The organism is Saprospiraceae bacterium, from assembly GCA_016710235.1.
Classification (GTDB): Bacteria; Bacteroidota; Bacteroidia; order Chitinophagales; family Saprospiraceae; genus Vicinibacter.
Genome location: JADJLG010000001.1, coordinates 185,270 through 210,122 on the forward strand (window position 1 = coordinate 185,270; position 24,853 = coordinate 210,122).

General features: G+C 37.9%; 20 protein-coding genes. 4 read left to right on the forward strand and 16 right to left on the reverse strand.

Going from position 1 to position 24,853, the window contains the following annotated elements:
• Positions 1-84 precede the first annotated feature (84 nt).
• The 3 genes from arsS to IPI99_00825 form a co-directional block, all read right to left on the reverse strand.
• Entirely contained in the window at positions 85-1,143 is a 1,059-nt protein-coding gene (gene arsS, locus IPI99_00815; GenBank protein ID MBK7339047.1) for an arsenosugar biosynthesis radical SAM protein ArsS, read from the reverse strand.
• Between the two features lie 21 nt (positions 1,144-1,164).
• Positions 1,165-1,503, reverse strand: a complete 339-nt coding sequence (locus IPI99_00820; protein ID MBK7339048.1) for a carboxymuconolactone decarboxylase family protein — start codon at positions 1,501-1,503, stop codon at positions 1,165-1,167.
• A gap of 67 nt (positions 1,504-1,570) precedes the next feature.
• Positions 1,571-2,212, reverse strand: a complete 642-nt coding sequence (locus IPI99_00825; GenBank protein MBK7339049.1) for a DUF2064 domain-containing protein — start codon at positions 2,210-2,212, stop codon at positions 1,571-1,573.
• Between the two features lie 174 nt (positions 2,213-2,386).
• On the opposite strand from IPI99_00825, the gene IPI99_00830 reads away from it, so the two are divergent.
• The gene (locus tag IPI99_00830; GenBank protein MBK7339050.1) at positions 2,387-2,890 is read left to right on the forward strand and encodes a GNAT family N-acetyltransferase; all 504 of its coding nucleotides are present in this window, start codon (positions 2,387-2,389) and stop codon (positions 2,888-2,890) included.
• A gap of 7 nt (positions 2,891-2,897) precedes the next feature.
• Here the strand turns inward: IPI99_00830 and IPI99_00835 are convergent, their stop codons facing one another.
• The 4 genes from IPI99_00835 to IPI99_00850 form a co-directional block, all read right to left on the reverse strand.
• Positions 2,898-4,751 (reverse strand): LTA synthase family protein, encoded by a 1,854-nt coding sequence (locus IPI99_00835; protein ID MBK7339051.1) that lies wholly within the window; start codon positions 4,749-4,751, stop codon positions 2,898-2,900.
• 119 nt (positions 4,752-4,870) lie between these two features.
• Positions 4,871-7,720, reverse strand: coding sequence for an excinuclease ABC subunit UvrA (gene uvrA, locus IPI99_00840; GenBank protein MBK7339052.1), 2,850 nt, complete (start codon positions 7,718-7,720; stop codon positions 4,871-4,873).
• Between the two features lie 294 nt (positions 7,721-8,014).
• Positions 8,015-10,057, reverse strand: coding sequence for a M13 family metallopeptidase (locus IPI99_00845; protein MBK7339053.1), 2,043 nt, complete (start codon positions 10,055-10,057; stop codon positions 8,015-8,017).
• 158 nt (positions 10,058-10,215) lie between these two features.
• Positions 10,216-10,299 carry a 30S ribosomal protein THX gene (locus IPI99_00850; GenBank protein MBK7339054.1) on the reverse strand — a complete coding sequence of 28 codons (84 nt, stop codon included), beginning with the start codon at positions 10,297-10,299 and terminating at the stop codon, positions 10,216-10,218.
• 95 nt (positions 10,300-10,394) lie between these two features.
• Here IPI99_00850 and IPI99_00855 point away from each other — a divergent pair, with 95 nt between their 5' ends.
• Both IPI99_00855 and rpmF read left to right on the forward strand, forming a co-directional pair.
• On the forward strand, positions 10,395-10,913 hold the full coding sequence (locus tag IPI99_00855) for a DUF177 domain-containing protein (protein MBK7339055.1): 519 nt from the start codon (positions 10,395-10,397) through the stop codon (positions 10,911-10,913).
• 11 nt (positions 10,914-10,924) lie between these two features.
• Complete coding sequence (gene rpmF / locus IPI99_00860) at positions 10,925-11,128, forward strand: 50S ribosomal protein L32 (GenBank protein MBK7339056.1); 204 nt, start codon at positions 10,925-10,927, stop codon at positions 11,126-11,128.
• Between the two features lie 291 nt (positions 11,129-11,419).
• Here the strand turns inward: rpmF and IPI99_00865 are convergent, their stop codons facing one another.
• Genes IPI99_00865 through IPI99_00875 form a run of 3 tightly spaced genes read right to left on the reverse strand, consistent with a single transcriptional unit; the run spans position 11,420 to position 15,155 of the window.
• Positions 11,420-12,787, reverse strand: a complete 1,368-nt coding sequence (locus tag IPI99_00865) for a c-type cytochrome (protein ID MBK7339057.1) — start codon at positions 12,785-12,787, stop codon at positions 11,420-11,422.
• Between the two features lie 6 nt (positions 12,788-12,793).
• Positions 12,794-13,858, reverse strand: coding sequence for an imelysin (locus IPI99_00870; GenBank protein MBK7339058.1), 1,065 nt, complete (start codon positions 13,856-13,858; stop codon positions 12,794-12,796).
• A gap of 25 nt (positions 13,859-13,883) precedes the next feature.
• Positions 13,884-15,155: an autotransporter outer membrane beta-barrel domain-containing protein gene (locus tag IPI99_00875; GenBank protein ID MBK7339059.1), complete on the reverse strand. Its 1,272-nt coding sequence runs from the start codon at positions 15,153-15,155 to the stop codon at positions 13,884-13,886.
• Between the two features lie 504 nt (positions 15,156-15,659).
• On the opposite strand from IPI99_00875, the gene IPI99_00880 reads away from it, so the two are divergent.
• On the forward strand, positions 15,660-15,872 hold the full coding sequence (locus IPI99_00880; protein ID MBK7339060.1) for a hypothetical protein: 213 nt from the start codon (positions 15,660-15,662) through the stop codon (positions 15,870-15,872).
• A gap of 1,142 nt (positions 15,873-17,014) precedes the next feature.
• Here IPI99_00880 and katG read toward each other — a convergent pair.
• The 6 genes from katG to IPI99_00910 all read right to left on the reverse strand — a co-directional run bounded on the left by katG (position 17,015) and on the right by IPI99_00910 (position 24,339).
• Positions 17,015-19,189, reverse strand: a complete 2,175-nt coding sequence (katG, locus tag IPI99_00885) for a catalase/peroxidase HPI (protein MBK7339061.1) — start codon at positions 19,187-19,189, stop codon at positions 17,015-17,017.
• Positions 19,190-19,197: 8 nt separating this feature from the next.
• A complete protein-coding gene (locus IPI99_00890) occupies positions 19,198-19,614 on the reverse strand; it encodes a transcriptional repressor (protein MBK7339062.1) in 417 nt (138 codons plus the stop codon).
• Between the two features lie 400 nt (positions 19,615-20,014).
• Entirely contained in the window at positions 20,015-20,983 is a 969-nt protein-coding gene (locus IPI99_00895) for a D-2-hydroxyacid dehydrogenase family protein (GenBank protein ID MBK7339063.1), read from the reverse strand.
• A gap of 297 nt (positions 20,984-21,280) precedes the next feature.
• Entirely contained in the window at positions 21,281-21,652 is a 372-nt protein-coding gene (locus tag IPI99_00900) for a DoxX family protein (protein ID MBK7339064.1), read from the reverse strand.
• Positions 21,653-22,089: 437 nt separating this feature from the next.
• The gene (locus IPI99_00905; protein ID MBK7339065.1) at positions 22,090-23,325 is read right to left on the reverse strand and encodes a T9SS type A sorting domain-containing protein; all 1,236 of its coding nucleotides are present in this window, start codon (positions 23,323-23,325) and stop codon (positions 22,090-22,092) included.
• A gap of 444 nt (positions 23,326-23,769) precedes the next feature.
• Complete coding sequence (locus IPI99_00910) at positions 23,770-24,339, reverse strand: DUF4256 domain-containing protein (GenBank protein MBK7339066.1); 570 nt, start codon at positions 24,337-24,339, stop codon at positions 23,770-23,772.
• Positions 24,340-24,853: the final 514 nt, after the last annotated feature.

Below are 24,853 nucleotides of genomic sequence, written 5' to 3' on the forward strand. Positions count from 1 at the left end.
TGTTTTTTACAATTAGCTCTTCTCAATTTAAGCGCAAAATCATATACAGATTAAATCAAGAATACTATGCTTTCTGCATTGTAATCAAACTACCTCCCCTCCGCAGCTAGATCCGCTACCTGCTGTGCAACCAAAACAATGCTGATTGACGATAATATTTCTACCTTGTAAGATCTCTTCGTTCCATTGTTTCAAATGAACTGCATTCGCAAGATCTATTTTCAAATCTAACATTTGATTGAAATCACAATCATACAAATATCCATCCCAGGACACAGAAATAGTATTTCTACACATGACTCTTTCTGCTGCCAAAGGGTTGTATGCATCAATTAATTTCTGCATATATTCTATATAATTTCCGCTTTGAATTAAATAGTCAAGAAATCTGGAAATCGGCATGTTCGTTATACAAAACAATTGATTAAAATGTACTTGAAAACGATTTAACAATTCCTTCTTGAATTGAGCTTCCAGAGTTTTTTGATCTCCTGCCAAAAATGCTCCACTTGGATTGTAAACCAAATTGAGAATTTTGCCGGAACCTTCAACTCCATAATATTCAGCATTCAATAGTTTTAATGCCCGGATTGAAGCATCAAATACGCCATCACCTCGTTGCTTATCTGTTCTGGTTTGTGTATAATACGGCAAAGAAGAAATGACTTCTATCTTGTGATCTGAATAAAATTTTGGAAGATCGTTGTATTTTTTATTTGAAACAATAATAGTGAGATTACAACGCACTAATATTTTTTTATTCAATTTAGAAATTTCCTCCACAAACCATCTGAAATTAGGATTCATTTCAGGCGCTCCACCTGTTAAATCGACTATCTGAATATTTGTGTTTTGCAAAATCTCGAGGCATAATTCCATTGTCTCTTTGGTCATAATTTCCTTTCTGTCAGGGCCTGCATCCACGTGACAATGTGCGCAGGTTTGATTGCACATTTTCCCGAGATTAACCTGAAATATTTCTAAGGGAACAGGTTTCAAAGGGAACAAATCATTCTTCGATAAAGCATCTGAGAATGAAATGAAATGCTGGTGATTCTCAACAACAGGATTGAGTACTTTCAATTGATATGAAGAAACAGCCAGGGCATGCTTTTGAGCATGCAGTGATTTCTGTGAATGCATAATGAATTTTCCATTAAAAGATTACATATTCAGCTCATCAAATCTAGCCATCATTTGAGTGCCATGTACCAATGAAGCTCCTCCCCTGATAGCCGCAGCTACATGGATAGCTTCCATCATTTGTTCCTCATCACAGCCTTTCTCCATTGTATCTTGTGTATATGCGTCTATACAATATGGGCATTGAATAGCGTGAGCAACTGCCAATGCAATCAATGATTTTTCACGAGCAGTCAGGGCTCCTTCAGCAAATACTTTTCCATAATACTTAAAAAATGCATCTCCCAATTCTCCATCCCACTTCGATATATTGGCAAAATTTTTTAGATCCTTTGGTTGATAATAAGTAGTTCTTTCCATAAAAATAAGATATGAATTTATAATTAATGAATTAATATAACGAAAAACAAGGGTGCTAAAACTATTCCTATAATTGTGAAGTCCGAGGAGGTCCACGATCCGAGTATGGAGCGATGATATCTGGGGATAGTGCAGATATAATTTTAATTTCAATGATTCTAACCAAAGCTTTACAAACTTCAGAATATATCCTAAATATTGCAAAGCTCAATTTTTGAATATTAAAAGTACTAAAATCCTTTAACTCATTAACCTCAGAAAGCCCAGATGTTTCGAACACTCCCAGATTTAAATTCCGACAATAGGCTACCAGATCCGAGTACAAATATTCAGACTGCCAATGAAGTTTTTTGAAATTTATTTTCTCGAAAGCATCCTGTGTTAGTCCTAACAAATACACTCCTCCTCTCTGAGTCTTACCCGTCAAAAGTGGACAGTCTGCAGACCAATTTTGAAGAGCCAATTTAAGATTGGTGGCGTCATTTGAAGGACAATCATTGCCTATGGCAACCACACGCTCGTAGCCTAAAGAAAATATTTTATCAAAAGCATTATTCAATTTCTCAGCAAAGTCAGCACCTTCTTGCATTGTTTCGTCTACCTCAAAATAATCATAACCGGACTTTTGAAGTTCAGATCTTGTGTGACAAATCAAAGATCGGATAAGATTTAGATTGGAAGCTCCATGTGCAGAAAAGATTTTGGCCATAGCCTCGACTTTGGCAGTCCTCGTAAAAAAGAGGATTGCCATCTTGAAATCGCCAAGGTCATATTTTACCGTCATGCTGCGTAAAAATACAAAATTAAGGGCTTAAACAAATAGCTTTTAAATATTGTTTTATTGCTCAATTTCGATCTTTTATTAAAACCTTATTTCTGCCGGATGACAGACAAAATTTCAATTCGACCTTTCCTTCTAACTGACAAGGATCGACTGATAGAAATCGCTAACAACAGAAACATTTATACAAATCTCCGGGATGCTTTCCCGCATCCATATACTTCTGAACATGCTGAGGTATTTCTCCAAAAGGCGATTTCTGCAAGACCTTCACAACTAATGGCTATTCTGTGTAATGATCATTATGTAGGTAATATTGGCATTCATCCAGGGCAGGATGTCTATAGAAAATCAGCAGAGTTGGGTTACTTCATTTCTGAAGATCATTGGAACAAAGGGATTGCAACGCAGGCAGTAGCGATCATGGTAGAATATACTTTTGCAAATTTCCAATATGTTAGAATATATGCGAGTGTATTCGACTACAACAAAGCATCGACGAAAGTTTTGGAAAAAAACGGTTTTCTTTTTGAAGGCAGCTCCACAAAATCCATTTATAAAAACGGAAATTACTACAATGAACTTCACTATGCCTTAGTGCGATAGTAATTCATTACTTCATACAATTTGCTTCAAAATTGCTATAAAATTGCAGAATACTCTGACCGGCATTTTTCAATTTGTCACATTCCTGTGATAACTCTTTACAATTGATTGCCTCAGCATTTTTAAGTGAATAAACTCCTGCAAACGATCTATCATACTTTTGTACAAAGATCAATGAAGAATCTATCACCGCATAACGGTCATCATAATTGTAAATAGCAAAATCCCGCTTACTGTTGTTTAAATCCACACCAAAAGTATTGTTCGTATAGCTCAAATTTAAATAAGAAAGTATCGTAGGCATTACGTCGATTTGGGTACCAAATCCAGAAACCAAATTACCGACAGTCACTGAAGGATCAAACAGAATGAATGGAATTGAATTATAACTAAGCGCCACAGGTAAATCTGTCGTTTGTGGAATCCCGTGGTCAGCTACAAAAACGAAAATACTATTTTGGTACCAGGGTGATTTTTTTGCCCTCTCAATAAAAATCCTCAATGCCGCGTCTGCATAATGAATGGCATTGGTCCGATCATCACTAAACTCGCGTTTGAAATATGGTGGAGTGTAAAAGGGTGTATGATGGCTCGAAGTAAGGAGCACCGAAAAAAATGGAGTTGTTTCACGGTCCATTAGGTCAGCAGCATGTCGAAGCATCACATCATCCACAACACCTAAGTTCGTGTGTTTATCTTCAAACTTGTATTCATCGTCCGAAAAAACTTTATCAAAATCATTCTTATATAAAAATCCCTCGATATTATCAAATTGACCGTCATGGGTGGTAAAAAACAAATTGGTATAATTTAGCTTTTTAAGCTCGGCAGGAATACCGTGGTATTTCTTTTCAGAGAATTTTAAAGGGTGATAGGTTGAAATGGAGGGAAAAGAATATAAGGTGCTGAATATTCCATTGAAAGTATGAATACCATTTGAGAAAACAGGAGAAAACACTCTGCTTAAATCGGAAAGAGAGTCAAGAAATGGTGTTGTGTTTAATTTCATTTGGCTAGTAAAACAACATTTTCCCATGCTTTCCATCAGAATGAGGATGATGTTTTTTCTGCTGGCTGCTGTATATCGGACTTGTCTTTCAATCGAACATGGATCTGCAGAATTTGAGTTTATCCACTGCCTGAAATAATTCGCAGCTCTTTCATTGTCGGTAAGAGATAATTTATTTTTTACAATTTGTCGTTGATCCAACACAGATCTGATCAATGTAAAATTTGGGTTAAGCCCCAATTCATTAATAAAATGATGGTTTGAAAAATACGCAGTTCCGACTCGTATCGGAGATTTAATATCAATTCTTCCCCTCATAGAAAGAAATAAAAAAAAGACGAGTCCGAGTTTCCAGATCCAATTTAATGCATTTTTCTCAGATCGCGAAGCCAAATAATGAACATACCTCATCCACAATATGCCTATAATCAAAATGCCAATCAATGGCAACAAAAAAGCAATATCCTGTACAACCAATCTGATTACAAACCAAGGTGAATCTATCCAATGGAAAACTGCATAATTCAATCGTTGTGCATATTGCCCAAAATATATAATGTCAATGGTCGAAACAATAAAAGCCAATAAACACATGGTGCCTGCAAAGTAAATGAACGCTTTTGATGCGTTTTTGCCTGAATAAGATTCCCCTACTACGGCCACCAACATTGGCAAAGCAAAGATATACGCCAAAATTACCATGTCGAACCTCAGACCCATCAATAGTGCTTGTGGAATCAAAGAAATCGCATGAGAAGCTTCTTCAAAATGAATACCTAGTAATATCAGTCTGAAAATCGTAAATATAATTAGAGCTACTAAATACAACTTGAGCAAAGTACGAACGATCATTTAACTGTCATTTTGCATCCAAAGTCAGCTTGCCGACTTGTACTTTTTGAATAAATATAAACTTTCAGATCCTTTGTTTTTTGTTTAGAAAAGTGAATCAACATATTCATTAAATGCCCTTACATTAAATTTGCTCCAAGTTCGACCTTGAGGTATTGTCCGGTAAAACTGCTTTCTATTTTAGTGAGTTGTTCCGGAGTACCAAATGCAACTACCTGACCACCATTCTTACCACCTTCGGGACCTAAATCCAAAACATAATCTGCAACTTTTATCACATCCAAATTATGTTCTATAACCATGACTGTATTTCCTTTGTCAACCAAGCGCTGCAATACAGCCAATAAATGTCTAATGTCTTCAAAGTGCAATCCAGTCGTAGGTTCATCTAAAATGTAAAGAGTTTTTCCTGTATCCTTTTTAGAAAGTTCTTCTGATAATTTTACCCTTTGAGCTTCACCACCGGATAATGTTGTAGCCTGTTGACCCAGAGTAATATAATCCAGCCCTACTTCGTGCAATGTTTTTAATTTTCGATAAATGGATGGCACGTGTTCAAAAAATACTACTGCTTCCTCCACTGTCATATCCAATACGTCACCAATGGATTTTCCTTTGTATAATATTTCCAGTGTTTCTCTGTTGTACCTTTTTCCTCCACAGCTCTCGCAGTGAACGTAAACATCAGGTAAAAAATTCATTTCAATCACCCTCATTCCACCACCTTCACAGGTCTCGCATCTCCCTCCTTTCACATTAAATGAAAATCTTCCCGGTTTATATCCTCTGATCTTAGATTCGGGATGATTGGAAAACAAATTGCGAATATCGCTGAAAACATTGGTGTAAGTTGCCGGATTTGATCTTGGGGTTCTTCCGATAGGGTTTTGATCTATTTCGACAACTTTATCCAAAAAATCAATTCCCTCTATTTTATCGTATGCCAGTGGCCGTTGGAGACTATTGTAAAAATACTCCCTCAATATTGGATATAAAGTTTCATTGATCAATGTCGATTTTCCACTACCAGAAACTCCAGTCACACAAATAAATGTTCCGAGTGGAAATGCTAAACTCAATTGCTTTAAATTATTTCCATTGGCATTATACAATTTTAAAAAATTGCCATTTCCTTTTCTTCGTTTCTTTGGAATTTCGATTTTTAAATTTCCGTTTAAAAATTGTGCAGTAAGCGAATTTGATTTTAAAAATTGTCGCGGGGTTCCTTCTGCGACCATTTCACCTCCGTGTTTACCAGCTCCAGGACCCAAATCAATAATATAATCCGATGCCAACATAATATCCTTATCATGTTCTACAACAAGGACAGTGTTCCCTATTGAAGTAAGTTCTTTGAGAGATTTTATCAAACGATGGTTGTCTCTTTGGTGCAATCCTATGGATGGTTCGTCGAGAATATAGGTGATACCTGTTAGTTGCGAACCAATTTGTGTAGCCAGACGAGTGCGCTGAGATTCTCCCCCGGATAAGCTGACTGCTGACCGATTGAGACTGAGATAATCCAAACCTACATACATTAGAAATCCAACTCTGATTCGCAGTTCTTTTAGAACATCTTTTCCAATTGTCAATTGTTTTTTTGAAAAAGTATTCTCGGCATTCTCCAACCAGGCATAAAGTTCAGAGATATCCATCCGCGCTAAATCGGCAATATGCTTATCAGCGATTTTGAAATATAATGATTCTTTCTTCAAGCGATTACCCTCACAGGTAGGACACAAAGAAATCACCATAAAATCTTCTGCAAATTTTCTTATTTTTTCAGAGCTTGTCTCCTCGTACCATCTGTGCAACATCTTGCATAATCCTTCTGAAGCCAGATGATATACTCCTTCCAAATATCCATTTGCAGGTGATGGATAACTATCATCTCCTCCGTACAAAATAGTATCCAAGGCTTTTTTGGGAATTTTTGAAATGGCTGTCTTCAAGGTGAAATGATGTCGATCTGCGATTTGCTTTAACTGCTTAAACGTGTAGTTATCTCTCAACTCACCGATAGCGGCAATTCCACCATCAGCAATGCTGACCTCAGGATCTGGGATCAGTTGCTTTAGATCAATTTCGTGCACTGTACCCAACCCTTTGCAATGAGGGCATGAACCGTAAGGTGAGTTGAATGAAAAAGTGTTTGGAGACGGCTCATCATAAGACACACCGGTTTCAGGATCAACGAGTTTTTTGCTGAATGGTGTCAATTCGTTGTTGTCCTGACCCAGAATAAATAAAACATCATTACCCATTTTAAGTGCGGTCTGGATACTGTAGCTCAATCTGTCCATCCGCTCTTCTTTCACCTGCATGCGATCGATCACAATTTCGATATCATGTATTTTAAATCTATCCGTTTGCAATCCGGGTGACAAATCGATAATTTTACCGTCCAGTCTAACTTTATTAAAACCTTGTTTTCTCACTTGATCAAAGAGCTCCCTGTAATGTCCTTTTCTGGCACGAACAATTGGAGCTAAAATGACAATATTTTGTTGATCAAACTGCTCTTTGATAAGAGCTATCATTTGATCTTCAGAATATCGCACCATTTTTTTTCCCGTAATGTGGGAATAGGCATCTGCGGTACGAGCATAAAGTAATCTCAGCAAATCATAAACTTCTGTAATTGTACCGACAGTGGACCTGGGGTTCCAACCTGTCGTTTTTTGCTCTATTGAGATCACAGGACTCAAACCGTCAATTTTTTCTACATCAGGACGTTCCAAATTTCCAATAAATTGACGCGCATAATGTGAAAACGTCTCCATATATCTGCGTTGACCTTCAGCATAAATCGTGTCAAAAGCCAAAGAAGATTTTCCACTACCGGACAATCCGGTGATCACGACCATTTGATTGCGTGGAATGTTAAGGCTCAGATTTTTCAGATTGTGTTCTCTTGCACCTATGATTTCGATGTATTCCGGTTCAGCAAAGTATGATTGAGATTCCATTATTTCTATAGATGACAAAAATACAAGAATAGTTCAAATTGACTTAAAATACCATCATTTAATCACATCAATTACGAAAAGCATCATACATCAATCAAATTAATAATAATTTAGAAAAGATTACAAAGAATTTCCAAATCAAGATTAGATTAATTGATGAATTGCAATGAACTTCCAATTTATGTCAATAAATGATTAGTAATGAATAATTTTTTTTAAAACTCGGAAATGAAATTTCAATTTCCCAAATCAATGAATTGATTTCAGCGAGTATTCTCCTGTAAGGATCAAGGATTACCAAATACTCACTCGCAAACTATCAGCTCTGTACATTTTGTCTGAAGCTTTCAAATGAAAAGCTTCATAAAATTCCGGAATATTTGCCATAGGTCCGTTTACCCTGAGAAAAGCCGGTGAATGAACATCTGTCATGATTTGGTCAGCTAGACTTTCGGATCGGGTATGGCTTAACCAACCCAATGCGTATCCCATAAAATATCTTTGTATTGGAGTGAATCCATCAATTGATTTTCCTTCCTGAAACTGTTTAGTTTTTTTGAATGCATCCAAACCTAAAACCACTCCTCCCAAATCCGCAATATTCTCCCCTAAAGTTGCCTGACCATTGACTTTGAGACTATCCAACACAACAAAATCATTGAACTGATTGACCAATTTTTTTGCCTTGAGATTGAATTGCCTCTCATCTTCAGCTGTCCACCAATTATGCAAATTGCCCATTTCGTCATATTGCCTACCTGTATCATCAAAACCATGCGTCATTTCATGGCCGATTGTAGAAGCAGCTGCATATCCGTAGACTGTAGCATCATCGAGTTCTGAGTCTTTCGTGCCGGGAACAATAAAAATTGCAGCGGGTAACACGATTTCATTATTGCTGGGATTGTAATATGCATTGTAGGTCTGAGGAGTCATACCCCATTCTGTCCGGTCCACAGGTTTGAATAATTTCTTAATTTCATCTTTAAAATTCCATTTCCTTGCTTGAATTACATTCTCGCAAAATGAATTCTTGGAGATTTTCATTCCCTCATAATTCTTCCACCGGTCAGGATAGCCAACTTTTTTTGACATGGTTTTCAGTTTGATCAAGGCTTTCTCTTTTGTTTGAGGGCTCATCCAATCCAATTTTTGAATATGTGACTCCATCTCCTGACGAATTGCTTCAACCAAATCGCTGTAGCGTTTTTTTTCTGTCTCGCCAAAATAGTTTTTGACAAACTCTTTTCCCAACTGGTCTCCCAGACTTACTTCCAACACATTTAAGCTTCTCTTCCATCTCGGTTTTTGTATTTGTGCGCCTCGAATTATTTTGCCATAGAATGCAAAATTTTCCTGGTCTGCTCCAGAATTCAGTGTTGGCGCAAAAGCATTTATTAGCTTCCATTTAAGGTAGGATTTCCAAACCACCATTGGTGTTTTGGCAAATAGATGGTCCGCAGTTTTGAGAAACTCAGGTTGACCTACGATCACAGTATCAAGATTTTCGGCATCCCAAATTTGCAAAATAGACTTCCAATCGATAGAAGGAGATAGCTTGTTGAGAGCGGAGATGCTCATCTTTGTGTAATTCGCATAAGGGTCTCTCAAATCTTCCAGCTTACGAGAACTGTGAGCCAAAATTGTCTCAAGAGCCACGATTTTTTCAGCCTGATCTTTGGCAACCGAAACTGGATGGGACAAGAGTTGCAGCATGCGTTCGATATGATGTGGATACTCTTCTAGTATAGATTTTGTTCTTACATCCTCTCTAAAAAAATAATCTCTATCAGGCAATCCAATTCCGCCCTGATACAGGTAAAGCGCCATTTTATCACTGTTCTTGTCATCCTGAGCTATATACATATCAAACAGAGCTGAAACACCAATACTTTGCAGTTCTCCTATAACTTTACTCAAGCCTCGGAGGTCGTTGATCGCATCGATCTCAGCCAGTATGGTCTCCAAAGGAAGAATACCCAACTTGTCACACTTGACACTATCCATAGCGGTTTTCCAAAAATCACCTACCATCTGTCCAGAACTACCTGTCTCTGCTGATTGGGAAGAAAGCTCTTCACAAATTGTTTTCAATTTCGATTGAATGTCGTTGACAACCAGATTGCCAATTCCCCAGCTTGTTTCTTCCGGTGGAATGGGATTATTCTTCACCCATGAGCCATTCGCGAATGAAAAGAAATCATTTGCCGGGCTGACTGTGGTATCAGCATTGGAACTGATGATGTCTCTTGGTGTATTTTGCTTCGCAGATGTATTTTGCTTGCAAGAAGGTAATAATGAAAGAAGCAATAGCGCTGAGATGTGCAAGATCTTCATAATTGAATTTCACTTTGAGGAATGAAAATATCCAAACACGGCTTAGGGACTGGTATTTGCCTTAATCTGTTACCTATCAGAAGATGGTAAACAGGAATTGACATCAATAAACTAGCGTCAGCTTTTTATGAAGGCTGATAGCACTTTTGAACCTGAAATCAGGACTTTTTCTTAGGACGAGAGTTACCGTAAGACTTGATATTTCTTTTGCCTTTAGCACTTCTCTTATCTCCTTTTCCCATTTTTTTTGATTTATAGGGCAAAAGTAGTCTTTTTTAATCAACAAATAAAAAACTAAGTGTATCTTTGCAATCCAAATTTGGAAAACGTTCTTCAAATGGATTCACTGAAGGCTTATTGTATCCCCTTGAGAGGAATGAAAGATGGACTGCATCAGTTTGAATTTGAACTGGATGGAAGTTTTTTCAGGCATTTTGAATCAGAATTGGGAGACAAGTTGAAGATGGAGGTAGCGTTAGAGCTCAACAAGCGTCCGGACTTGAGCGAATTGTCTATTGATTTAGCCGGTTCACTTCAGGAGGTTTGTGACAGGTGTCTATCCACCATTCATCTACCGATCAAAAGTCTATACAAGGTTATTCTCAAAAATGGTGATGAAGAGAGCGATGATCCGGACCTCATCTACATTCATCCGGAAGCAAACGAGCTCCAGTTAGCGCCATTGATTTATGACTTCGTTGTCCTTTCTCTACCTTTATCAAATGCGTTGGAAGGCTGTCAGGAGATGCAACCAAAACCGTGCGACGAGCTAGTGCTACAGAGGTTGGACAGCTTGAATGAGGTCAGTGAAAATCCAATTTGGGACGAATTGAAAAAACTGAAAGAAACAGATTAAATTTTTTTGCAATGCCTAATCCGAAGTGGAGACATTCCAAAACCAGAAAAAGAAAGCGCAGAACGCATTATAAAGCAGAAGCGCCACAGATCTCTACATGTAAGACTACAGGAGCAGTACACATGTATCATCATGCATATTGGCATGAAGGCAGCATGTACTACAAAGGCCAAGTTGTGATTCCTGCAGCAGAATCTACAGCAGCTGAATCCTGATAAAGAATCTAACGTTCGATCTGCAAAATGCATCGACTTCTCTGTCGATGGTATGATCTGTTATTTCAATCCATTGGATTTCTTTCGAGATTAATCGTGAAGTATTGACTTGGAAATGCTATTCCACATATCCGTATTTGAGCGAGATGATGTATTTGGGATTCTGGTGTTTGCAAGAACTTAAATAGAATCTTCACGCCTTTGGCAAGGATCTTTTCCTATGTCAATAGGTTAAAATGCAGCTATCGGGCGAATAAATAAAAGCACAAAATTCTAATTGAATTTACAAGCTTACAAGCTCTCCAAAAACTTGACCAAAGCAAGCCTGTCTGTTTTACTCAGCTTTCTGAAATTTTCTTTACTGGTCTCAGATTCGCCACCGTGCCACATGATAGCCTCTTCAAGGGTTTTTGCCCTGCCATCATGGAGGTAATTTGCATTTGGACCTCCTACAATTTTAGTCAATCCCAAGCCCCAAAGTGGTGGAGTGCGCCACTCGTTTCCGTTGGCGTCAAATTCCGAACGGTTGTCGGCAAGCCCATCACCCATATCATGCAATAGCAAATCTGAGTATGGGAAGATTTTTTGATTAGAAAGAAAACTATACTCTGCATGTGTTCCTGTCACAAATTTAGGTTGGTGGCAAGCTGTACAGTTCAGGTCATAAAACAACTTCTTTCCTTTCCTCACCTGTGGATCAGTAGTATTTCTCCTTTGTGGAATCGCAAGTGATTGAGTATAAAAAGTTGCTGCTTTCAATGTGTTCTCGTCTATCTCAGGGTCATCCATTATGTTGTCCATTTGACTTTGTCCGAAGCAATTTTCTATTGGAAACCTGGGATTGGTAATACCCATATCCTGATTGTATGCTCCCGCTGTTTGTTGCAATAAACTCGGTTGTCCTGCTTTCCACCCAAATCTTCCCAGAGACCTGCCATTGGTGTGGTGGTCCCATACCCAATTCGCTTTTCCTGAGATTCCGTCTGCATCAGAATCATCTGGATCTGCCAGAGTCAATATATCGGATTCTGAAATGGCTTCGATCAGCCCCAATCCTATCACAGGAGGCGCTATTCTCGGAGACATAAGATAATGGTCCGGTAAAGGTAAATACGGATTGACAAGGCTAAAATTCGGTTTTGTCAAAGTGATCTGGTCGCCATCAACATACTGCAAAGTAGCGGAATAATGTTGCCACTCTAATTTGGCTTCAGCCTTTTTGCCAAATAAGGCTTTGGTTTGAAGCTGCCCCCCAAAATTTGGTATCCCCAATGGTTCTCCAGTAGGTTCAGCTCCCGGGACGCTAATCCTTATCAACAGTCCTCTTAAGTCATTGGCATCAATAGGGAAAGGTGATCGGCCATTAGAGAGGTGACAACTTTCACAGGAATTTTGGTTAAACACAGGTCCCAGACCACCATTGATGAAATTGGGTGCTGTCACGAATATATCGCCGAACGCTTTGTCTGCATCGCGATGAAAATCCAGTTCTGTAGAACTCAAATTTGGAGCAGGCTGTTCGAAAATTTTGATAAATGTACCGGTAATTGAAGTTTCCCCTCCTAATTTTAAGTCCTCCACTTCCTCAAGTACCGTTACCTCATTCTTGCATCCAAAGAAGGCACAAACTAATGCAAACAAGACAACATTCAAACGCATCATCTTTTAAAGATTTGAAATGATTGGCAATATTTGTTCTTCCAGGGTCTGCTGCAAATTTCGAACTTTTTGTTGGGCATTTTCAACGCTTGATTTAGCATTGAAAATCGCTGAGGTGAATGAGCCCGGGATGGACTCAATTGCTATAATAGCATCTTCAATGTCCTGTTTTACTTTCTTGTCAGCAAGGCTATTGGACGATGAAATGACATTCGAAATCCCTAAGCCTGTACTTCCTTTGTAAACTCCTGTGTATGCATTCTGAATGCTTCTGATATTATCGGCAAAATCCTGCTTAGAGTTAGAACTGAATCTGCTTTCTTCCAAATTAACGTTTTGCTGGCTCAGTGGGTCATTGATCTTGCCGTTAGCTACCTCATCGGCAATCACAACCAAACCATTCACTATCTCTTCCAACGCTGCCTTCTGGGAAGGATAAACGCTGGTATAACCTGTTTTTCCAGCATTGATTACATTTGCTAGAAAATTGTGCTGATCCGGCTTCCAGGCATAATACAATTGTTGTGTAGCACCCTCAAGACTCTGTGCACAAGCTCGCAGATACTCGAATTCGCGCGAAGTAAAACTGTTAAAGCTTTTTGAACCGCCAACTCCAAAAATGAGGTACTCGATGGTGTGGAAGCCTTTCAGTGTCCCATCCAATCCATCAATATAGGCTTTTGAGAGCACTTCCGGGCTTGCCAACACCGCATCCAGATCCGGTTGGTTGACAGGCCAACTGTCAATAGCAGAATCTATACCTTGTTGGTCAACTGGTCCAAATAAAAATCCTTCTGACTGCTCCCAGGGAACGCGAGCATCACGCCAAGCTTGTCTTGCAAGTTCCAAATTTGTTTCAGAAGGGTGAGTTTCTAAATTTGTCAGGGCAGTAACCAGATCCTGGGTTTTTGTGTCCAGTTCAGCATAGGTGACAAGTATCACATCATTAGCTAAATTCAGCAAGATCTTGCTGTAATCTGTTGTAATATTTTCTTCTTTCCTACAGGTAGCAAACAATAAAATACTTATCGTCAAGCAATATATCAATTGGTTAATCTTGGTTCTAATCATTACATTCTAGGTTAAATTTTTATAATTAAAATTCAAACGCAAAACCGGCAATAAATGTTCGTTCGTGTCTGCCTCCTTGCACACTGGTTGGTGCCGGAGCACCTACAACTCTATCAGAATACTGAGCCTTAAAATGAACTTCGTCTATCCATTTGCACACCATACCCACAGTCCAGGATTGTCGTTCCCAACGAGGATTATTGAAAATTAATCCCTGAGTTTTGAACTGCGTATCGTAATAATCAAATCGTCCAAATAGTAAAAAGTCTCTTTTCATTTCCGTCAGAAGCAAACCTTTTTCGCCAAAAATGGAAAGACCTGCCTCAAAAAATCCTCCAATAGCAGCAGCACCTACCGGAGTTCGTTTGACATTCAGATTATTTGAAAGATTGCGATTTTGATTTGACAATGCTTCTGAATTTCCCAGTTCTCCATAAAAAGCCATCGCACTCAGCTGAATAGGCTCATGATTATACTGAACATGTAGCTCAGCCATTCCGATCGGAGTCTGAATGTTTAGGTCCGGTTTAGGCCTGTTGGCTGATGATGAATTGCTGCCATAAGCAGAAATGCCAATCAAGAAAACTTTGCTTTTTCTATAATCCAATCTTCCACATAAGGCAAAATTTTCAGCATTCACCATTTCGAATCGTCTCTGATTGCCACGTTTGATCCAGTTATTCGAATTAAAATTACTGTTGTCCAAACCATTAACCAAAGAGAGCTGCCATTGCCAATTTCTTTTCTTTCCAAATTTGCCGTACAACAATAAACCGTTTTCGGTCCAGTTTTCAGGGAGTATTTGAATTTCAGTTTCAGAAATAACAGCGGTAAGGTAATCTGTAGGCTCATCTTTCTCAAACATCATTGCAAAAGGCATCTTCACTCTTCCTATTTGAAGCTGAATGTCCTTTTTCAATCCAAACTCTACATTCATTTGTTCAATCAAGACCTCACCTCCCTTGCTCACTTCGTACTCAAACTCTCCGAATTCTTCGAATCGGTCAAATTCCACACTGACCCCAGTCCCCCCATGTTCGAATTCCAACTCAGTATTGAGTTTGATTCGATCCGTCCAACGATAAGCAAAATCAAGTATAAAACGTTCATTATCAATAGCATTCCTCTTTATAGAGTCTGTCTGCCAATTGAAATTATAGTAATTCATGGCACCATATCCGGAAAACGAAACTCGTTCCAATTTTTTAGAGATTGAGCCAAAATCTGCTGGGTCTGTTTGTGCAAACATCCATAAAGGCAGACAAATCAATAGCGGAAATAGTACAATATGCTTCATCAAGAATAATTAATAACCAGTGTATGCTTTAAGTTTATATACAGCAAATAAATTTTGTCAAATGATGAATAATTTCATTTCTCTGATGAGGACTATTAAACTAAATTAGTAAGTCTGGGTATTATATCGACCATTGAGTTGAATTAAATGATGCGACCAGAAATACTAATAGAATAAATAGAATTTACAGATACTAGCCACTACAAATTGCAATGTATTCCGATTTAAATTTTGTTTTTAGATCGATTACTCTATATTTGTTGATGGAATATCTTGAATAATTCTATCAATCAATGTTGTTTGTGTAAATTAGATGAGGCATTTTATATAGAAAAATATTTAGGATTTCAATTGATCATTTTTACTATGGCGCTGAGGCATCTAAACTTATAATTTCATTGGAAGCCAATTCTATAAATTCGGATCGATAAAGGCGCTTACCTATCACGAGACGGCTCATGCATCTCACTTCATCAAGGCGGGGCCCAGTTTTGGATAGATTTGGTGCAAACTGAGAAAAACGGCATCTTGTTTCATGGCGGAAATCCATACCACCAGTCGGGAGGCATAGTCGATATATCAAAAGCTTGGGCTTATCGTGTAGGTTGGTTCTTTGCCGAAAAACACTATTCTGCAATACATTTTTTACCATTGTTTTACTATTTAGATAAAATACGAAATCATGAAAATGGACATATGCCTTGTGGTGTCTTATAAGATCTCAAAGATGCTGAGCCATTCGGGATACAATACAAAGGAGGCTATTGCTGTTTTGGTGGCTTTCCTGTCAATGACAATGTACAGGGATTTGACAGCAGTCAGATATTCAATTTACTAGGATAAAGTACCAAATCCCCTAACAATTTTTATACAAAATTCAAATCAACATTTAGTAGCAACAATCCAAGCTTAGTTCAAGATTTAGAAAATTTATTCAATTCATATTGATATTATGTACTTGAAATTAATAAATTGCTTTGCCTTTTTTTCTCATTATACTCATGCATAGATTCTGGATCAAATTGTCCTGGAGATATTAAATTACCTGTGTCAATCAATCCTTACAAACCCTATTATAATATCGGCGATACGATTACCATCTCTTCAAAGTTCCATAAGTTATTGTATGATCAAAAAACTGGGTAATTTTATGATGCAAGCGATTATAGATTTTCACCAATAATTGAACTTAGTGCTGTAGATAGTGCAAATATCCCTTATAGGGGAACTCAATTTGCCCATTATGCACAGCTGATCGTCGATGATAGCGTAAAATTTGACCTAAATTCATTTTCTCGTCCAGAAAACTCTTCCTACTTAAATGGTGAATATTCTATAGATAGAGACAGTATTTTTTTTGGAAGTCAAATTTAAGTTAAATCGAAAAGCTAACTTATGGCTTTATATTGAAAGTGGTTACAGTAGAAATTGTAGTTTACAGAGAAATAGTATGTTTAATTGTCGTCCTGGTAGAGAAATACTTTTTAATTTATTATCTCCGGATAATAGTATAGAGTTGATGAGGAAATATAGATTCATTGATCCAAATTATAGCGTACTTTCAGATTCAATTACAAAATTTTACAATCGAGCGTCATATTGCTTTGAAGTAAGATAGTTTGACTACATGTTGTATTAAGGATGAACAGTCAGGGATTTTATGACTTGAGATCCCTGATATTCTATAAATCGTACGGATCAGGTTCAAAAAATCAAACTATCCGCCCAGATTCAATAAAATAAGTTTTTTAAAAAAAAAGTGCACCGGAAATTCTGCCGATGCACCTGATTTATTCTCAGCTGATGAGCTCAATCCACAATTATTCAAGACTGTACCAGCAGCTGTTCTAAATATTATTTTACATCAAATCGTACCGATCAGCATCCATGATTTTCACCCATGCTGCAACAAAATCTCTTACAAACTTTTCTTTGTTGTCATCCTGTGCATATACTTCAGAGTAAGATCTCAGGATCGAGTTGGATCCAAATACCAAGTCCACTCTTGTCGCAGTCCACTTTGTGATGCCGGTTTTTCTGTCCACGATATTGTATAAATTGCTTGATATAGGCTTCCACATATAATTCATATCTGTTATATTCACAAAAAAATCATTCGTAAGCATGCCTACTCGTTCTGTGAAAACACCATGATTCGTTCCTCCATGATTCGTCCCCAAAACACGCATACCGCCGATCAACACTGTCATCTCAGGTGCGGTAAGTCCCATCAGCTGCGTTCTGTCGAGCAGTAATTCCTCAGGTTTCGGCACATAATCTTTTTTCAGCCAATTTCTATACCCGTCATGCAAAGGCTCCAATGCATCAAAAGATTCGATGTCGGTCATTTCCTGACTTGCGTCACCTCTGCCTGGAATAAACGGCACTTTCACAGTTATCCCTGAAGCTTCTGCAGCCTTTTCAATGGCTGCACTTCCTCCCAATACGATCAAATCTGCAATGCTTACTTTTTTATGGAAGCCTGATTGAATTTCTTCCAATTTTGCCAATACTTTTGCCAGTCTTTGAGGCTCATTGCCTTCCCAATCTTTTTGTGGTGCAAGCCTGATTCTGGCCCCATTGGCACCCCCTCTGTAATCTGAACCACGATATGTTCGGGCACTATCCCATGCGGTGCAGATCAGCTCGCTGGCTGAAAGTCCACAACTGAGTAGTTTTGATTTTAGCTCTTCTATATCTGAATTGGACAGAGCATTTGAATTTGCTGGAATTGGGTCTTGCCAAATCAGATCTTCCGTAGGAATATCCGCTCCCAGATATCTGCTTTTAGGACCTAAATCTCTATGTGTCAGTTTAAACCAAGCTCTAGCGAATACTTCTTCAAAATACTTTGGTTCTTTGTAAAAACGCTCTGAAATTTTTCTGTATTCCGGATCCATTTTCAAGGCCATATCCGCATCTGTCATGATAGGGTTTCTACGCACATTGGGAATATGTGCATCCAGAGGTTTGTCTTCTTCCTTCATATTGATTGGTTCCCACTGAGATGCTCCGGCAGGACTCTTTTTATTTTCCCAGTCATGATTCAAAAGCAAATGAAAATAAGTATGATTCCATCGATCCGGTGTTGTAGTCCATGCTCCTTCCAATCCACTGGTCACAGTGTTTTCAGCATTGCCCTTGCCTTGAGGATTGATCCAGCCAAATCCTTGCGTTTCCAAATCTGCTCCTTCGGGATCAGATCCCAAAACTGCTGCGTTTCCATTTCCATGAGCTTTACCTACGGTATGCCCGCCTGCAGTCAAAGCTGCTGTCTCCTCGTCATTCATTGCCATACGCTTGAATGTAGTACGCATTGCCTGTGCTGTTTTGAGTGGATCCGGCTTTCCATCTACACCTTCCGGATTAACATAGATCAATCCCATCTGAACAGCTGCTAATGGGTTTTCCAAAGTCTCTTCATTGGAATTATCAGCATAACGAGTCTTATCCAACCATTTTTTCTCTGCACCCCAATAAATGTCCTTTTCAGGATGCCATATATCCTCACGACCTCCACCAAAACCGAACGTCTTAAATCCCATCGATTCGTAGGCCATATTTCCAGCGAGGATCATTAAGTCAGCCCATGAAAGTTTGTTTCCGTACTTTTTTTTGATCGGCCACAGAATTCTGCGTGCTTTATCCAGATTACCATTATCAGGCCAGCTATTTAATGGTGCAAACCGCTGATTGCCTGTATTAGCTCCTCCACGGCCATCTGCCACTCTATAGGTCCCTGCACTGTGCCAGGCCATCCTTATCATTAGACCTCCATAATGTCCCCAGTCCGCAGGCCACCAGGACTGACTATCTGTCATCAATTTTTTCAGATCACTTTTTACAGCTTCAAGGTCAAGCTTTTTGAATTCTTGCCTATAGCTGAAATCCGATTGATAAGGATTGGTCTTGGTATCCTGCTGGTGTAAAATATCAAGGTTGAGCGAATTGGGCCACCACTCTGTGACCGAATTTTTCATACCTGTATTCGCTCCCTGATGAAATGGGCATTTGCCCGAATTTTTGTTTTCCATTTTTCCTACTATTTAAATTTTCCTGTGATTTGAAGTTTGATATCTTTAATTTTAAAATTTTTCATTTTTTTCCCTCTGAAATAATTATTTAATATACTGTCGAGCTCAACATCTACATAATCTTCTATCCGATCTGTCTCCTCACAATATAAATGATGGTGACTGCTGAGTACAGCATCGTAGCGCATGATACCATTTTCGGTTTTTACGCGCTTCAAAAGCTTATTCTCTACCAATGAATCCAAAACCTTGTATACCGTTCCAACCGAGATATGCGGGTGGTGGTCCTTGATAAAATGGATGATATTCTCTGCACCAGGGTGATTATTGAGCTGGTAACAAGCCTCCAATATCGCCACACGTTGAGGAGTAACCTTGAGTTGCTTCCCCTTCAATTTTTCGATTATCTCAGACTTGCTTACCATGATTCAGTTCTAAATAAGAATCATTATTATATAAGAATAACGCAACAGACCCTACCTTGTTGTACATGACAAGCAAAAAACCAAAACCAGATGAATAATGCCCAAATTTTATAGATAAAATAAGAAAATTTCCATCAAATCAACCCAAATATTGATCTCTACATCACAGCACCGGTCATCAAGTCAGCTACATTGAAAATTTCAATTTTATATGCCACAGTCGAACTTTCCCATTCCATTGCTCGTACTTTAAATATGCATCATCTTCAACTCAAACTCATCCGGTTATTTTTGTACCTGTAAAACAGTGCACCATCCTCCAAAATTATTAAGTGTAAGGTTTTATCCAGACAAATTCTGCACAAGAACCTTAGAATGGTAATTCATTGAAAGTTAAAATTTATTTCTTCAATACTTCCGGATTTGCAAATTCAACAAGGGTTCCGTTATCAAAGCGAATAATATTCTCAAATGCTTTAGAAAAATACAACTCATAGCTGTTCCACTCGACATAACCCAGATGGGGCGTACAAATTACCTGATTATATTTTAAAAGCGGAAAATCCGGATCGTATATCGGTTCATTTTCAAATACATCCAGGGCTACAAAAATATTTTTTCCACTCTTCAGAACATTTTCCAGGCCATTTTTCTCGACAAGTTCTGCTCTTGCAGTATTTATAAAAAAAGCGCCATCTTTCATCATCATCAAATCTTCGGTTTTTACCAATCCAAATGTTTGTGGGAGGAGTCTCAAGTGAAGTGTTACCACATCCGCATTACGGAAAAAATCCTCTTTGGAAGCCGCAGCGGTAAATCCCTGTTCGAGAGCCTTCTGCCTTGAACTTTCACTACCCCAAACCAAAACTTCCGCTCCAAATGCTTTGGAATATCGCGCAATCCTCTGTCCAATTTTACCATATCCCCAAATTCCAATTGTCTTCCCATAAATGGATTGGCCGATATTGATCTGCCACTTTCCTTGCTTCATAGCGATCATCGCCTCGGGCAATTTTCTGACTGAGTTCATGATGAGAGCCCAGCATAGCTCGGCCGGGGCAATTGGAGAGCCAATGCCCTCAGCAACACAAATACCGCGCTCTGTACACGCATTTAGATCCAGGTGTGGAGCAATTTTTCCCGTTTGGCTGATCAATTTCAAATGAGGCAACAACCGAAGCAACTCCTCATTGATCACCGTTCGCTCACGGGTCAGCACCAGGACTTCGGCATCGCCAATAATTTTAGCCAGTTCCTGCGGATTTCTTTCCGCGCGATGACTCAGAACAATATCATAGCCATCTAATAATTGAAAACATTTGAGATGCCGGATAACATCCTGATAATCATCTAAAATACAAACTTTCAACATTATAATCTAAAATTTCCCTGTAAAATGGACCCCTCAGAATTCAATAAGGACTCACAATTCACAATGGTAAAGTAGCGAAAAAATCATCCTAACTAAATAAGCCCCAAACAATCCCAAAAAAATTAAAGCTCTTGACTAGAAAATCAATATGCTGCTATTATTCCATACATCATGGATAAGTTTTCCACTCTAAGCATTTTCAAAGATTCGCTCTAACTCTGCATGAGTTTGAATATAAATCATGAGTTTTTAGCAAATGTTTGATGAGCAGACCTCACTAAAAAAACACAATAATTATACTCGAGATGAATTTATCTTGTGGAAATATATATAAGATATCGCCAGGACTCCCAATACAATAAAAGGGAAAAATGCCTGAAACCCTAAACCATCCACCGCAGCATGACTTATAGAAGCAAACACAAAATCAAAAGCAAAACCGGCATAAGCCCATTCTTTAATTCTTCTTGGGATCTGGGGTACGATCAAGACAATTGAGCCTAAAACTTTGAAAATTACCAGAGCATTGCCAAAGTAAGCCGGGTAACCGAGGTGCCTAATTCCCTCCTTAGCCATCTCCGTTTGAAAAGTCAAAAGTGGCATCAATCCTTCAAACAAAGCAATCAAGATTGTAGCAATCCAAAAAATAATCTTTTCCTTTTTCATAAATTAACGATATGATGATATAAGTATATATATATGGTTGTCGGTTCTTCCATTCAAAAATCAATACTAAAATTACTAATCCTATATGATAACAGAGAACAAATATCGCCAGCTATCAACAGCATCAAGTCGATTTGAAAAGACAAACATAATATTTTCCAAGATATCAGTCCAACTAATTTCCTTATCCGGAAAAAGAGAATTCCTACTGAGTACGGTTAGTTGTATATATCGTCTTCCAGGACATTGGAAATTGCTCGAGTAGAGTAATACAAATGCCTCTAGAAACTACTTCATAGAGATTCTCTATTCAATGCAAAAACTAATACGCCAAGTAGAGATAATAGAAAACCAAACCTACCCAATACCCCGATTAACCGAACAAATTCACACCTGCCAGCCCTACATCCAAACTCCCTAAAGATCAAAGCTTAGGACTATTTTACCCACAATTTTTGGATCTTCTTTCCTACCTTGGCAATATAAATTCCGCTCGTTAGTGAGCCTAACTTAACTTGATTGGCACCTTTATCCAAAATTGACCGAAAAACCGTATTGCCCGAAATGTCCAAAAGACGGAACTCATCGCCGGATTCGGAATGTACTGTAACTGTATTATTAGATACAGGATTCGGGAAGATAAAATAAGCCTTGTCCTTGTTTGGATCCTTGGTCTGTGTCATTTGAGCACATATGTACTCTTCACGATAATGAAAATTATAACGCATACTTGATTCATCCCAGAAATAATAAAAATCATTAGCGACTAAATCCCGATTGGCATTGTACTCCCAAGTATCTTTTAAGTCGTTGACCCATGCGGAATCTAAATCATCCCAAGCTTGATTTAATCTTCCAACTTTATCATTATTCCCATCATAAGTAAAACTCTCCAATCTAAATTTGACCCAATCCATATTGTTTCTGCTCCACAGGTCATGATTTACAAAAGATAAATTTCCATCCAAACGGTATGTAAATATTTCTTTTACAGAATTCAACCAAGCCACAGAGGAAGTATCCCAAATTTGCATTACTTCTTGCGTTACTATACTATTTGAGTTGTAAAAATAATCCGTTTTATTTCCATTAATCCAAAGTGAAGAGGATGCATTCCATTTTTGAAATAATTCTGACAGAATCTTACCTTCGACGTTATAAGTATATTCATACTTGGAAGAGTTCATCCAAGATGAAGTACTTTCATTCCAATTTTGAAATAGATACTGAGTTTGATCACCTTTAGAATTATAATAGTAACTTCGCAAAAATGAATTTTTCCATGACGAAGTGGCACTATCCCATTCATTATAAAATGAATTGATTAGTTCACCATTCGAATTATAATGATAATTAAACTTAAATGAATTTTTCCAGGAGTTAGACGCAACATTCCATTCTTGAGTCAATTCTTCGGTCAGCATACCTTCACCATTGTATGCATATTCAGTCTGGTTTGTACTATTCCAAACTGAGTGTGTCTTATCCCAGTGAAATAATATCTCATGTCCTATTGAATTATCCAGGTTATAACTGTAAACTGTGAGGTTCAGAGGTTCCTTTGTTGTCGATCCTAAATCATACTTAAAGAACAAAGTAGAATCAACTCTGCATTGAGAAACAGCGATCAATGTTAAATGACAAATGACAAATGTGTAAAATAGCTTGTTCATAATAATAAATTTATGTATTAATTTAATTCAAAAAAGACTGCGATACTATTAACAATTATTAGCCCAATCAGTCTAAATATTTCAATCCAAACCAGAATTATTATATAGCCTGATTTATATAGGTTGAAATAAGGAGCCACAGAATGCTCTTTGAAATTCTCTCCAGTGACCCATAAAGCGATATCCATGCGAATCATAGTAAGTATTTACAACAATATTAGGTTCTTTTAGTGAAATAAAAAAGTATTTTATATTTTTTTTATCACTGGTGAGTAACGAATTTTCTAAAAATGAAGAACTCTGTACCATTGAAGCCGTCATTTTGATGAAATGGACGATTGCAAAGAGGAGATGGGTACCCTGCTCAAACCAGCTCAGCAGAATAAGCTTACGGGAGATCAAACAGTATCCAAAAATCTAAAAAACTTATGCATGAAATCCAAACTACACATTTAATGCTCCTCTAAATCCCCGCGCGGCATAATAAGATTCAGCCCCATTATGATAGATAAAGACCGTACCATATCTATAGTCTCCAAATATAGCTCCACCCAGTTTTCGAATACCGGCAGGTGTTTCAATCCAACTCGATGTTTTGGTGTCGAAAGGAGCCAATTTTTGAAGTGCACGGTACTGTGTCTCAGTCAAAATATCTACACCTATTTCTTTTGCCATACTTATAGCGCTATTTTCCGGCTTGTGTTCCTTCCGAGAATCCAGAGCCTCAGAGTCATAACAAAAGCTCCTTCTCCCTTTAGGGCTTTCAGCTGAACAGTCCATAAAAATATATTCATCTTTGGTACTGTTGTATCCGACGACGTCAGGCTCGCCACCAGTCTCTTCCATTCCATATAGTACGGCCAACTTTTCAGGATTAGCCTTAAGCTTTGATTCTACTTTTGCCCAGTCTATGTTTTTATGCCAGGAATTATTTTTTATAAATCTTGATTTTAGCGTTTTCAGGAGCTCATCTCTTTCCTGATCATTTAGCTTTTTGCGATTACCTTTTGTCATAAAACATTTTTTATTTACCTAATTTTCTGATAGAAATATTTTGAACAATATTGTATGATATAAATCCCGTTATTCTGAATCCTACAAAAATAAGTTTTTATTTACACATCTTTAAAAGATTTCTGCAAACTCTCTACCACCGATAGCGAATCTCCAAATTTTACAGATCAATGCACTATAAACGACTTGTATCTGTGATATGAGCTAAGATCCTATTGCTCAAATAAAATAATACTTGAAAACTACATAACCACTTATTTCAAAAAACCAATTAAATATATAAAAATGAAACCAAGTATTCAATTCCAAGCCCATTGAAGCTTGATAAATCACTGATCGATCTCATGAATATCCTCTAAGCGCACTCAGCATCCCATCACAAAATTATTTATTACCCATAGTATTGACCTCCTAACCGGCCTACCCGAGCATCATTCAACCCAGGATTAAATCGAAGCAGAGCTTCGTTTATTCCTTGTATGTTATGTGTAGGGTTTTCTGTTCAGTTAATTAA